The organism is Robinsoniella sp. RHS (assembly GCF_001029355.1).
Classification (GTDB): Bacteria; Bacillota; Clostridia; order Lachnospirales; family Lachnospiraceae; genus Robinsoniella; species Robinsoniella peoriensis.
The window spans coordinates 1-13,433 of record NZ_JNGB01000065.1; the positions used below are offsets into that span (position 1 = coordinate 1).

The window sequence follows — 13,433 nt, forward strand, 5'->3', positions numbered from 1 at the left end:
GTCCTGACAAAATACTGTCAATCAGAGTTTCCTGTCCTTCACGGAACTCATCGTATCCAAAATACTGCTTTAAAACCTTCATCTTTTCCTTGCGTAAATCCAAAATATTCACCTTTCTGCCGTCTGCTGCGGCTGCTGATTTATTATATGCTAAATCTTTATATTCTTAATGATTCTTATAATATGAATATAGCGGTTATTCAAAAGGATGTCAATAGTTTCTTGGATGTAGTAATGGGGATACTGATTAAGAAAACAGGCAGATGACGCATACCTCATAGGTCCATGCCGTCATCTGCCTGTTACGGGCCAGCTCTTCTTTTCAACGATTAATATTTTACCTACCTTCTTCTCTGCCTGTATAAAATACCAACACCAATCAATACGATACCTGCCGCACCTAAAACAATCTTCTCCTCAAAACTGCCTCTTGCCATGGAGAACAGAAAGAATTTCTGAAAATATTTATCTCCGGAATAATTACATACATAATATACCATTGGAGCCATATAAGCGATTGCTACATTATCAGATAAACTGTATGCAAATATTCCAAGCCCGCCTAAAAAGACAGCGCCTCCCATGACTCCAAAGTAATACTGAATCGGAGAAAACACCGGATTATTGGAATACAAAATGATGATAAATGCCCCCAATACCACAAACAATGCCAACAGGGACTCCGTCAGCCGTATCAGATGTACTTTGACCTCAGGCATATATTTACTCTTAGCAAGATCCCGGATGTTCTTATCCTGGTCAGGAATAAAAATCGGAACTAACAGAATAATGCCCGCTAACTGTACATACATTTCCAGCGTCTGTGCTACCTGGCCAGAATCCAATCCTTTCATCCCCATCAAAACCGGAGCTAACAGGCTAAAACATAAGGCAATCAAAAGATGGGGCAGAAAATTATGCTTCAGATTTGCTTTTCCCACTGCGATATACAATTCCATTGAATTTCCAGATCCCCTTTCTTTTCCATTCATAAATAAATATGGTTGCTATTAATAAGACTACTGCCAACACGGTAAAAAAGATACGGTTGGTTAACAGCCCCAGGTACTCTTCTAAAAATTTCTCACCCTCTCCCACCGTATTCCATCTTGGTGCCAAATGTAAACCAAATCCTCCTACAAGTCCATTTTTTACTGCACTATTTATATCAATGAACCACCAGATTCCCTGGATCAGTATCCCCAGAGCGCTGTCCGTGAGTTCAGTAAAGAAAAACCCAATGGAAACTACCATCATTGCCGTAGGAAAAAGCCATCCCAAAATGTATTTCATATATGAGAATACGTCTGCAGATACTCCCAGTGTTCTTGCATAGTAAATTCCTTCCATCATAGGTGAAATGCTTAAAATAACCACTGGTATCATGCTCATAATCAGTGTTGCCAGATAGCGGGAAAGTACAATTGATACAGAAGATGCTTTTCTGGAATATATGAGTCCACTGGCACCTGCACGCTTATCCCGTATTCCCCTTGTTACAGCCAGAAATACCGGAAGTATCGCCAGCATCAACACCATATAGTCACAGAATATCCGGGCAAATGCACCGGTCACATGATCCACATCAATTATCTGCTGATACTCAATCAGAGCCTCTTCATAATTCATTGGAACCATTGCATTGCGGGACATCTTCTCAGGTGCATAATAGGAAGATCCGTTAGCCCCCAGAATAGAATCCACTTCTTTCATTAACTGTTCAAACTGCTCATAAGTAATGGTATCTGATATTACTGTACGCCCGGACATCGGCGGCATGATGGTTCCCTGCTGCGTTTGGTTAGAAGAATTTGGACTGTCTGCTTGTAAATCACGTACTAAATCTTCTTCTGTCTTTCCCGTCACTTCTTCCAGTATCTCTGCTACACGGTTATAATCTTCTTTATCCAGGGATACTGATTTATAAAATCCGATAGGATAAGCAGCATAAGAATTGTTATACCAATCCCGCATTAGTTTGCCTGTTGTCGCCTCCATAATCTCTTTAGGGTCGCTGCTCTCTTTCATTCCATAAGACTCCTGTCCAGGCTGAGGCTTTGTAATAATTGAAAATTCCTCCATCTGCGAAGTAACAAACACGGCAAGTATAATCAGGTACAGGTAAAAGATTAGGCTCTTAAATATCTGTTTGCATTCCTTTCCTAACAAACTCAGAAACATCACCTGTCACCTCTTTCCTTCTGCATCAGATACATATATGCATCCTCGACGTTTGGCTCACAGGGGACAGCTCCGGAAAATGGTTTTTCTTCCGAAACAAATTTTACATTCAGATGATTCCCTATTGTCATCATGCTGGTAACAACATATTTTTCTTTCATACCCGAAAGTTCTTTTTTGGAAATCTCAGCTGTATAGATTTTCTGGTCTGCTTCGTGAAGAAGCTGTTCCACAGTTCCTTTATACAGAATTCTGCCGTGGTTCAGGATTGCAATATCCTCACAGGTTGCCTCAATATCCCCAACAATATGCGTAGATAAAATTACGATGCGTTCTTCTGCAAGCTCGCAGAGCAAATTCCGAAAACGCACCCGTTCTTCCGGATCCAGCCCTGCCGTAGGCTCATCCACAATCAATACTTTTGGATCATGGAGAATAGCCTGCGCTATCCCCAGTCTTCTGCGCATTCCGCCTGACATGGCCCGTACCTTCGTTTTTCTTTCCTCCTGCAGATTTACCTTTTCAAGCAGGATCCCAATACGCTCCTGGCGGCGGGATCTGCTCATTCCGGACAAGACCCCTAAATAATCCATCGCTTCATAAGCAGTCATATTTCCATACATGTTAAAATCCTGTGGCAGATAACCGATCATTTTCCTTATTTCCTCCGCCTTCCCGATGGGAACCTGACACACCGTTACTTCTCCTGCATTTTTTTTAAGCAGTGTGGCAAGGACTTTCATAAGTGTGGTCTTTCCTGCTCCGTTAGGGCCAAGCAACCCAAACATTCCACTTTCAATCTTAAGATTGATATTTTTTAACGCCTGTTTTTTGCCATAATTTTTATCCAGATTTTCGATTATGATTTCTGTAGACATTTTTATTCTCCTCTCTGCTATTCCTTTGTGGTTTTTATCATACGGACTAAATATCTACACTTTTCCTATTTCACACCAAAAATTGCACAAATAATTGCTCCCCCATCTATGCTGTTTGCCAGGTCCAGGCTCCCGCCATGTTTTTCACATAAAAATTTACAGATAAACAGACCGATTCCATAATGTGTGCCATCATCCTTCCCCTTTTGGTCACTGTAATATGGCCGGTCTGCCATTTTAAGTCCTTCCTTGGAAAATCCTTCCCCGTCATCCTGAACATAGAGGTACAACTCCCCATAATCTTCACCGCTTTCCAGGGTAATAACAACTTTTGATTTGGCATACCGCATAGCATTGGACAGCATATTTTCAAGAATTTCCATAAAAATCATCTCATCCATAAACCAGTCAGAATCCGTTGGAAGTGCAGACTCACAGGTAACTTTTATTTCTCCCATTTCTTCCATAATCTGTGCAATCCCTGATGCCCTTTTAAACAGTGTTTCCCCTGTTATATTTTTTCTGTTTAATTCCAGAGCCTCCAGGCTGCCCACTTCCTTCATGGTATTGGTAAAATTCATCAGACGCATTGCCTGTGCATTGATTAAATTAAAATTTTCCATCATCTGCTCCTCCGTAATTTTACCGGTAGGGTAATATTTACTTAAAAAATCCGCATATCCATGGATAACTGTAAGGGGAGTCCGAAGATCATGTGCAAACGCTGCGTTCAAGCGACGCTGCTCCTCCATCATATTCCACATTCTTTTATTATTTTCTATCAGCGTTATGCGCATCTGCTCAAATGCACTGCACACCTCTCCCAGTTCATCCTTCCCCTCATAGACGCACTCGTACCCCAGTTCATTGTCTCCAATATGCTTTACCTGCCGCTTTAATAACTCAATCGGTTCCGCCAGCTTATTCTTATAAAATAAATAGGAGGTAACAATAACTGCACCTATACTATAAACAACAATACTGAATGACTGTAAAAAGATCACCGCAAAAGTCAGAATCTGATCCGGCAGTGTCATTTTAACCTCTGTCCATACCAGATTTGTTGTAATCCCATAGGTATTTCCAAAATATCGTATACTTAGCAGCGTACTCCATTTTTCGCCGACCGCCGTACTGACTGCAAAAAGTATTAAAACCGCTCCAATGGCAATCAGCAGGTACGTTGCCATTGCCCTTTTCAGGGAAATATCCAGCATCTTTTTCTTAAATTTAAATACCAGTTCATCTATCCAATCCATTTATAACCCACTCCCCAAACAGTTTCTACATAGGTCTTGTCTGCATATTTCCCGATTTTCAAACGTATTCTGCGAATGTGTTCCGCAATAATATTGCTGTCACTTTCCCCGTCAAAGCCCCGGATGCGCTCATAGATCGTCTCTTTACTGAAAATCTGCCCCCGGTTCATGGAAAGCAGTTCTATAATATCGAATTCAGTTTTCGTTAGGGTAATTTCTTTATTCTGATAATAAATACTCCGCTCCGTATAATTGATAAGCAGATCATCTGTAAACTTCAAGGTTTCCTTTGCACCGCTCCTGTGTTCCCTCCTCAAATGTGCAGCCACCCTTGCCCCTAATTCTTCTATACTAAAGGGTTTTAATATATAATCATCCCCTCCGATCATCAACCCGTTAATACGGTCCCTTTCTTCCACCTTTGCCGTCAAAAACAAAATCGGACAAGCGACATGATCTCTGATTTTTTTACACACATCCAGCCCATTCATATCCGGCATATTAATATCCAGCAGAATGATATCCGGCTGTATCTCTATTTTTTCCAGAGCCTCACTCCCGCCGCAGGCCGTATAGACCAGATATCCCTGCATATTAAAATAATCCTTTAATAACTTTAAAATATGTATTTCATCATCAACTGCCAAGATTTTATACTGCATTAAGACTCTCCTTTATGTGAAAACATAGTAAATTTCGTTTGTTAAAATAACGAGCTTATTTTATCATATAAATCTCTATAAAAATACTATATCAACGTAGGAAATTTTTACTATGAAAGGAATTCATAATTTTGTAGGAGATATTGATAAGTTACAAAAATATATTGGGTTTAGTATTTACCCACGCATACCAATTCCCCTATAGACTTCCCAAACCTACTATGCTAGAATATCCCTGACAACTAGATTATTTATACATTTTTCTATTTAAATAAATACATTCAGGAGGCTCTTTATGTTTACTAAGGATCGCAGTTTTTATCATAATTTTTTCTCTCTGTATTGGATTCTGGTCCTTCAGAATGTTATTGTTTTAAGTGTCAATCTGGCTGATAATATTATGCTTGGTGCCTATAATGAAACAGCTTTATCCGGCGTTGCAGCAGTGAATCAGATACAGTTTGTGCTTCAGCAGCTGATGAATGGATGTGGTGACAGCCTGGTGGTATTGGGAAGTCAATATTGGGGGCAGCGGCGAATTGAACCTATTCGTAAGCTCGCTACTATTGCCCTGCGGGCGGCTTTGCTTTTTGCCGTTCTTTTGTTTATTACAGTCAGCCTCTTACCTCATGGTGTATTGAGCTTATTTACCAACGACGAAGCAATTATCGCTGCAGGAATGGAATACTTATCCATTATTCGTTTTACCTATATTATATTTGCGATTACAACTGTACTTCTGGCCTCCCTTCGAAGTGTGGAAAGCGTTAAGATTGCTTTCTATATATCAATCAGCGCTCTGGTAATAAATTGCTGTATCAATTATACTCTGATCTACGGACATTTTGGTTTTCCGGAAATGGGAGCAAAAGGAGCTGCAATCGGCACACTGGCTGCGCGAATCAGCGAATTGCTTATCGTCTGTTTCTACCTATATAAAAAAGATCAGAAATTGCATTTAAAACTCAGGGATTTTCTGCACTGCGACCGTACTCTGCTTCACGACTATATCCATGTATGTTATCCGGTAATTATTGTGGCAGGAATGTGGGGGTTATCCACAGCCATGCAGACCGTAATTCTGGGACATCTGCAGTCCAATGCCATTGCAGCCAACAGTGTCGCCTCTACCTTGTTCCTGATTCTGAAAGTGGCATCGGTAGGTGCTTCCTCCTGCGCCACAATTGTAATCGGCAAGACAATCGGCTGCGGAGATATGCACAAGGTAAAAGAATATACCCGAACCTTACAATTAATGTTCCTCTGTATCGGCCTTTTAACCAGCCTTTCCTTATTCCTGTTAAAAACTCCGATTCTGGGACTTTACGCTTTATCTGAAGAAACCAAATACCTGGCAAATGCATTTTTAACCATATTATGTGTGACCTGCATCGGCACCGCATACCAGATGCCTGTCCTGACAGGCTTAATCCGTGGCGGCGGCGATACAAGGTTTGCCATGATTAATGACATCATCAGTATCTGGTTGATTGTCATTCCCATCTCCTTCCTTGCTGCCTTTTATTTCCGATGGTCACCGATTATCGTCGTATGCTGTCTGAATTCAGATCAGATATTTAAATGTGTCATTGCTTTTATCCGGGTAAACAGTTATAAATGGGTAAAGAATCTTACAAGGGCATAAAGTTAAGCACCTTGTCTGAAATTCATTCACAGACAATAATTAAGAAAAAAGAAACCTCACAGCATTCCATAATTCCTGAAAGGTTTCTTTTTATTTTCTGTTCTATTCTTATGTATTCTATTTAAAATCGCTCATACGTCCTTATGCTTTTCTTACCGGATTCACATGCACCATACAGTGCTTCACACTAGGAAAAGTACCTTCTATCTCATCATGGGTCCTCTGTGCTATAGAGTGGGCCTCAGTGAGTGTTTCTTCCCCATCTGCCTGAATTTCAATATCTACATAGATTTTATCTGCAAATAATCTTGTTTTAATTTGGTCAATTCCCATAACACCTTCCTGCCGGCTGATTACCTTACGCATCTCATCAACGACTTCATCTTCACAGGCTTTATCCATCATTTTATCAATGGCATCTTTAAATACATCAAATGCTGCCTTTAGGATAAAAATGCAGATTACCACACTGGCAATGGGATCAAAAACAGGAAGCCCAAGTCTTGCCCCCAGAATACCTATCATACTTCCAATCGATGACAGAGCATCGGAACGATGATGCCACGCATCCGCCATTAACGCTCCGGAATTAATTTTTTTTGCCGCCGCTCTGGTATACCAATACATGGCTTCTTTGGTCACAATCGAAATAATCGCTGCCACAAGCGCCAGCATTCCCGGAATCGCCAGGGACTCCGTATCCCCGGAGAATATTTTCCGTATCCCGCTGTATCCGATTCCAAGCCCGGTAATCCCCAGTACAATAGCAAGTACCAGGGCAGCCACACATTCCATTCGTTCATGGCCATACGGATGTTCTTTATCCGATTCTTTGCTTGCCATCTTAACACCGAGAATTACAATTAATGTACTAAATACATCCGAAGCAGAATGAACTGCATCAGAAATCATTGCTCCTGATTTTGCAAATATACCTGCATAGAGCTTAAACAGAGACAAAACTATATTTCCTATAATGGTGACAATTGATACTTTCGTTGCAATTTGTTGATTTGATTTCATTTTCTTCACCCCTATTCTAAATGTTAACCGACCATGCTCAGACTCATTCATAAGATGCGCTGTTCTGTTCGGAAAACAAAAAAAACACACCTGCGGAACATACTACTGTCCCACAGATGTGTTTCATACCCATCTGCTGCCGCTTAGCGGCCCGGCCCCACAAACCAGTGCCACCGGTTGTAAATATGCCGATATAGTGCCTGATGTCTGCGTCAGGTGTTATAGTGGCCTATTTACTCGGGCGGCATTAGATGGTTTATCGCCTGCTCAGTTTGTACTGTTGATCTCGCATTCTTTTTTATTAGAATGTAATGCAGTGCAAATCGATTTCTAATAATCTAACATATTCAGTATAGCATGTCAAGGTGAAAAAAATTAAGGATGCATGGCGAAAAAATTAAGAATGCATGGCATCCATGTGAGATATCGCTATCATGTATTCATAAAATCACAAGATAAGATTAAAAAAACTACAGTTACACCAGACAATACTCCTGATACAGATTTTCTCTGGAACCCTTATCTGTTACCGCTTTTTTTAATTCTACGGTTCGATTATCATTTATTAAATTTAATGTTAATCTGGCAAATAATTCTTCGCCTTCCATTCTTCCTTCACTTCTCATATCTTCAAATGCTTTACACATATCATATTCCTCCTTATTATCTATCTGTGCCTGTTCTATGATCTCTGACATCTTTTCTTTTTCACCCAGCATGATGAAAATAACTTCTATTGTTTCTTTCATCAATCTGCTATATCTGTCCTGGTGCTTCTTCACATGTGCTTTCATCATATTCTTATCTTCTGCATATTTAATAACTCCGAATACTTCTCTTAAATCCGTTTGAAAATATTCCAGATGATCTATCCTCTTTACATCCAGAACTTGTATCTTATAATTCGGCAGATATTGACGGAATGTCTCCATTTCTGCTGGTATATCCAGCATACTGTGCAAATCCAGACAGCCATCCCAGGGCTTTGCTCCAAAATATACAACCAATGTAATAACCGGCAGAAGCTTATCCTGCTTTTTCATTCCAGATAAGAATTCATCTGAATTACCATAATCCCCGGCGATTTTATATTTACGTTTTATCTGTTGTACCTGTTCTGCGTAATTCATAGCGTCATACAGCATATTCCGAATTACCATTGCATAATGTACATGCTCCTGGTTTTCACATGCCAGAATTAAAAAATTTAGCACCCAACGCAGTCATTTTGACTACATCCCGGTTCCTTCGTACGGCTTTTTTACTAAAGCTCTGACTGCCAGGTAAGCATTCCTGTACAGAATCCAGAGGGGTTAAATCGTCCAGATTTAAAATCTGCTCGCCCTTAAAGCAGGCACCATTATACAGATCTGCAAAATGCTCCGGCTTAGCAAAAAATATCTTTGCTGCAATATCTCTTTCTTGAGTCATAGATTCCTCCTTCTCATTCAGAATACAAAGACACAAAAATGATATAACAATTCTAAAGGGAAATTGTACAGAATATGTACCAGATATAAAATGAATTTTAAGAACTTTAGAAAAAAGTGTTGTTCAATGAAATGTATCTATGTATTTCTTTTTTTCATTATATAACAGTTTTTTCTAAAGTTCAAGCTTTATTTTTATTTTTTGTGACTTTTATATATTTATTTATTTCATCTTATTGTATGTAATTTCTCACTTGAGATTCTGTTACCTCATTGTCTATCACTTTTCTTTTTCCACTTCATCCCGTGCCCCCACAAATCAATCATCACCTTGTGCAACAGACCTTGAAAAGCAGTGATTTATGTGTTCTGCCGCTTTTTAAGGATTTCTCTCAGACAAAAAAATCAACTGGGCATGATAATGGGCATGGCATGCTCCACTATATTCTTATTGCAGGTAATTCTTTATTTTTTAAACAATCTGGGACTTATGTTCACAGACACCAACTGTCCGTTCCTCTCCTACGCCGGTACCGGGACAGTGATTACCTATATACTTATCGGAATACTTTTAAGTATCTGCCGGTACCAGAATATCCTGCCTGTTTCGCCGCCTTCAAAGGAATTTGGAATTCGTGGTAAGGTACGCGCTTAGATAATAGAATCTGAAACATATAATTGGATATGAATGGCAGAACTGCTGATGACCACAGAATCAGCAGTTCTGCCATTATCATTTCACTGGATATACAAATTTAAGCGCTCATTCCACTCACTTGCCTGTTCTTTCCATACCGTATCCAAATCTTCCAGTAAACAGGTTTTTCATTCTGTTCTTTGTAGAGGTCGGGGGTGCGGGGACAGAGCCACCGTAAAGCTAACAATAACCGCCGCAATAGTGCAGACGGTTTTGCCGTATAATGAAGCAAACGAAATGTCACGGCAAAAATCCAGCCGGTCAAGGGTTTAAGAGTGGAGACTTTTTCGCTTTCTTTGCGAAAAATTACTACTCGTCCCTTGACCGGTTGGATGGTCGGAATGGTCGGGTATTGCTCATTGCTTTGGACAGTTGCATGTAGTATAATTTAATTCAGGTGCAAGATAGAATGCCAACATGAGGATGGGTTGATATGGAAAGAACAATATATGCTGGGAACAATAAGATTAAACTATATTACGCCGAAGAAGCAGATCGGGAGTTGATTTACGGCATGGCCTTTGAAGAAGATGCTATTTGGCAGGCCATGTTTGACGACAAGGATCACTTTTGCTGGTCTGAAATTCGTGATGAAGAACCACATTTTTTTGGGAATACACCCGGACTGAGCAAGTATCTTCTGATTGTTTGGGAGGATAAAATCGTCGGCACAATTTCCCATACCTTTAATGATGGAAAAATCACTAATATGGAATTGGATATGTGGCTGCGTTCCATTGAATATACAGGTCGCGGTATAGGTTCAAATGCGATGAAGCTGCTTATAGACAGCTTGTGCAGGGATTACAGTATTGAAACATTCATCATCCGACCGTGGTTGAAGAACAAACGGGCGATAAAGGCATATGAAAAATGTGGCTTTGTTGTTACGAACACTTTCGAGCCTTCGGATTATTATGGAAAGTATCTGGAAACATGGGGGAATGGTGATTATCCAGAGGGTGAGAATGTAAATATGATACTCACGATTTAGTAGACTTTAGATACAGAATCCCAATTAAAAACAAGGCGGCGGGATAGACGATTGCCCATCCCGCCGCCCCGCCTGTTACATCTCCATATCTTGCACCCTTTTGGGCTGCTCTCGGCGGGTTTCCTCACTCATAATGTCATAAACATTCCTGAGGATTTTCTCAACTTCGGCGGTGTCATTTTTCAGCAAAACATACTCTCCGTTCAGCCGCCGGCGATGAAGCAGATGCCCTTTTTCCGGAAAAAGACTTCGGTGTAAAAGCCTGTTTGCAGGTAGTCGCGTCCGACACGCGACATATCTTTCGATATGACGGTAGCAACATTGCCCTTTTCAGTTTATATTATGTTACTTGCAGATAATAAGCACATATTAGAATGTGTTTCTATGAAAATTACAATCCTTTCCATAAACCCACGCAATGGATACATTATGGAGCATTCCGGTTATTCCATCTACCTGCTCCATTCTGGCAGCCATTGCGGATTCTACATTCACATGAACCCCTTTCTTGATCGGAGTTATATAAATTGTTAAGGGATGTTCTTTTAAACTGTCTGCAAATTCTTTCAGTCCGATTTCCCAGATACCCCCGCTGCAAAAGTTATCCGAAATCATCTCTCCATTTATAAATGCCTGCCCGATATCACCTGTATAATCTATTTTTAATATGGCGTCTTTAACACTTTCCATTAAATTTCCCGGCAGATCTATACAGTATCTGGTTGGTCCTGTCTGCTTTGCCAATAGCTTAACCGGCGGCTTCTCTTCCACCCGGTACCTGTATTCCGTAAAAAGCGGATATTTACTTTGGACAACTGTTTTTCCAGTCTTTTCTATATTTTCCAATATCCCGTCCGGCATAGCCAGGATGCGGTTTTCACAATTCCCGGTTTCAAAACGGATGCCATATTCATCTTGCAGTACCGCCATATCTGTAATTAAAACCATGTCATTTCCATTTTGGTTAGCTTTATAAAAGTCCATCGCCATCTTTCTTGATAACGTAACCAGATGAATAACCTTTTCATCCTCTTCTAAACGGTATGAATGAATGGGCTGCCCTGGTATTTTAATCTCTTCACCATTTTCCCATACATATTTACCTTCCATTCCTTCCGGTGTGAAAAAGAAATAATAATATGCTCCATCCAGACATAGTTTTGTAATTGGCTGAACTGTGGCATATTTCAGGATTCTGCCTTCCATCTGCATATGAAATGGCAATATGCAGTTTTCACCGGCAGCCAGGGAAAGTGACTTAAATGTAATTTCTCCCCCTTTCGTAATGATGGTCACACACTCCTCTGTTTTTACTTTCGTTTCTACATGATCCTGAAAGTTATTGATAAATAAAAAACCGCCGTTTTTGTTATAACGCACCGCAAACCGCAGTGTATCGGTATCTTCCGGTGCTATTTGTTCCGCACCGCCGGGAAGCGCCGTCTGCATCGTACATAAGTCAGACTCAAAACTGCTGGCAAATAAATGCAGCAGTTTCAACCGTTTATAGGAATCCCGGATCTGTCCAAACTCGCCTAATGCCGCCTGATAATCATACGATAATTTGGGCATCTGGCTTTCATTCAGAAATCCCCCCTGTTCTCCCTTGGGATTTGTGCCTCCTTTATACATATAGTATCCCAGAAAATTACACCCAGAAGCCATCTTAATATTTGCCATGGCATCCACACTTTCATAAGGAAGCAAAAAACGGTAGTGATAGGAACAGGTCATGCCCCCGCCCATTTCACAACAGGCATAGGGCACGGATTCAGGCGGATACCCAGGTTCAAAATTATAGGTCTTTGGAATCTCATTGTTATGATGATCCCGGTAAATATATTCCCCGGTAGCCGGGTGCTCTCCCTTATGGGAATAAAAGATCCATGGACGGTAAGCATACCCTCCCCAAAGAGGCATCATCTCTTTACTTGGTGCTGCAGCACCTCCCCATGCGGTGCAGGTATAGAAAGGCACGATAATCCCAGACTCCTGTGCCATCTTTTTTAATTCCAGCATATATGCATCCCCTTCATTTCCTGCAAATACCCACTCATTTGAAACTCCGGTTGTGATTTCCCACGGCGCTGAAGAATGTTCATATTCATTGTCAATCTGAGCTGCAATAATGGGTCCCTGATCTTTGTAATAAAGCCCTTCCATCTCCTTTGCCAGTCTGTCATACAGCCGCTTTGTATAATATAAAAATCCTTCATTCAGCATTCTTGCTTCAAAAGGCTTCCCATACAGCCAGTCTGGAAATCCTCCGTTTCTGACTTCTCCATGATCAAAAGGCCCAATCCGTACAATGACATACATCCCATGCTTTTTGCAAAGCAGAATAAATTTCCTTAAATCTCTTCTTCCTGCAAAGCAAAATTTTCCTTCCTGTTCTTCATGGTGTATCCAGAAAATGTATGTAGAGATCACATTTATGCCACCCATTTTCATCTTAAGGATTTCATCCTCCCAGTAAATATCACTGCATCTGGAAAAGTGAAATTCCCCGCTTATTCCAAAAAAAGGCTTATGGTTTATTTCCATATAGTAATTGGTAAAGGAAAGTTCATCCTTATTGGGACTGGTCCCCCCGAAATGATTGGATAGAGCATAAATCTCTTTCTCTCTGTTATGGCTAATATCAATTCTGTAATGCATTTCTTC

Annotated in this window: 12 protein-coding genes, 1 pseudogene and 1 riboswitch; of the genes and pseudogenes, 3 read left to right on the plus strand and 10 right to left on the minus strand. The window is 40.5% G+C overall.

The genetic code is table 11. From position 1 onward, the window contains the following. Window positions 1-341: 341 nt before the first annotated feature. The 5 genes from RHS_RS31490 to RHS_RS20370 form a co-directional block, all read right to left on the minus strand. Window positions 342-959 carry a hypothetical protein gene (locus tag RHS_RS31490; protein WP_138002604.1) on the minus strand — a complete coding sequence of 206 codons (618 nt, stop codon included), beginning with the start codon at window positions 957-959 and terminating at the stop codon, window positions 342-344. Next, a complete protein-coding gene (locus RHS_RS20355) occupies window positions 916-2,181 on the minus strand; it encodes an ABC transporter permease (protein WP_047834200.1) in 1,266 nt (421 codons plus the stop codon). The genes RHS_RS31490 and RHS_RS20355 overlap by 44 nt, the downstream gene beginning before the upstream one ends. Continuing rightward, complete coding sequence (locus RHS_RS20360) at window positions 2,181-3,059, minus strand: ABC transporter ATP-binding protein (RefSeq protein ID WP_027293506.1); 879 nt, start codon at window positions 3,057-3,059, stop codon at window positions 2,181-2,183. Before RHS_RS20360 ends, RHS_RS20355 begins: the two co-directional genes overlap by 1 nt. Window positions 3,060-3,124: 65 nt before the next feature. Then, window positions 3,125-4,318: a sensor histidine kinase gene (locus tag RHS_RS20365; RefSeq protein ID WP_047834201.1), complete on the minus strand. Its 1,194-nt coding sequence runs from the start codon at window positions 4,316-4,318 to the stop codon at window positions 3,125-3,127. Then, a complete protein-coding gene (locus RHS_RS20370; protein ID WP_044293123.1) occupies window positions 4,306-4,980 on the minus strand; it encodes a response regulator transcription factor in 675 nt (224 codons plus the stop codon). Before RHS_RS20370 ends, RHS_RS20365 begins: the two co-directional genes overlap by 13 nt. A gap of 295 nt (window positions 4,981-5,275) precedes the next feature. Here RHS_RS20370 and RHS_RS20375 point away from each other — a divergent pair, with 295 nt between their 5' ends. Then, a complete protein-coding gene (locus RHS_RS20375) occupies window positions 5,276-6,625 on the plus strand; it encodes an MATE family efflux transporter (protein WP_047834202.1) in 1,350 nt (449 codons plus the stop codon). Between the two features lie 141 nt (window positions 6,626-6,766). On the opposite strand, the gene RHS_RS20380 is transcribed toward RHS_RS20375, so the two are convergent. The 3 genes from RHS_RS20380 to RHS_RS20390 all read right to left on the minus strand — a co-directional run bounded on the left by RHS_RS20380 (window position 6,767) and on the right by RHS_RS20390 (window position 9,079). After that, the gene (locus RHS_RS20380; RefSeq protein WP_044293126.1) at window positions 6,767-7,648 is read right to left on the minus strand and encodes a cation diffusion facilitator family transporter; all 882 of its coding nucleotides are present in this window, start codon (window positions 7,646-7,648) and stop codon (window positions 6,767-6,769) included. A gap of 103 nt (window positions 7,649-7,751) precedes the next feature. Then, a riboswitch (NiCo riboswitch) is annotated at window positions 7,752-7,929 on the minus strand. Between the two features lie 195 nt (window positions 7,930-8,124). Continuing rightward, complete coding sequence (locus tag RHS_RS20385) at window positions 8,125-8,808, minus strand: Rpn family recombination-promoting nuclease/putative transposase (protein ID WP_395023105.1); 684 nt, start codon at window positions 8,806-8,808, stop codon at window positions 8,125-8,127. A gap of 25 nt (window positions 8,809-8,833) precedes the next feature. After that, window positions 8,834-9,079: a hypothetical protein gene (locus RHS_RS20390; protein ID WP_047834203.1), complete on the minus strand. Its 246-nt coding sequence runs from the start codon at window positions 9,077-9,079 to the stop codon at window positions 8,834-8,836. 363 nt (window positions 9,080-9,442) lie between these two features. Here RHS_RS20390 and RHS_RS20395 point away from each other — a divergent pair, with 363 nt between their 5' ends. Both RHS_RS20395 and RHS_RS31495 read left to right on the plus strand, forming a co-directional pair. Then, on the plus strand, window positions 9,443-9,733 hold the full coding sequence (locus tag RHS_RS20395; protein ID WP_047834204.1) for an FtsW/RodA/SpoVE family cell cycle protein: 291 nt from the start codon (window positions 9,443-9,445) through the stop codon (window positions 9,731-9,733). Window positions 9,734-10,208: 475 nt separating this feature from the next. Further along, entirely contained in the window at window positions 10,209-10,769 is a 561-nt protein-coding gene (locus RHS_RS31495; protein ID WP_052430654.1) for a GNAT family N-acetyltransferase, read from the plus strand. A gap of 212 nt (window positions 10,770-10,981) precedes the next feature. Here RHS_RS31495 and RHS_RS31500 read toward each other — a convergent pair. Then, window positions 10,982-11,101, minus strand: a pseudogene (locus tag RHS_RS31500) (resolvase); the annotation flags it as partial. A gap of 37 nt (window positions 11,102-11,138) precedes the next feature. After that, on the minus strand, window positions 11,139-13,427 hold the full coding sequence (locus tag RHS_RS20405; protein ID WP_047834205.1) for a beta-galactosidase: 2,289 nt from the start codon (window positions 13,425-13,427) through the stop codon (window positions 11,139-11,141). Window positions 13,428-13,433: the final 6 nt, after the last annotated feature.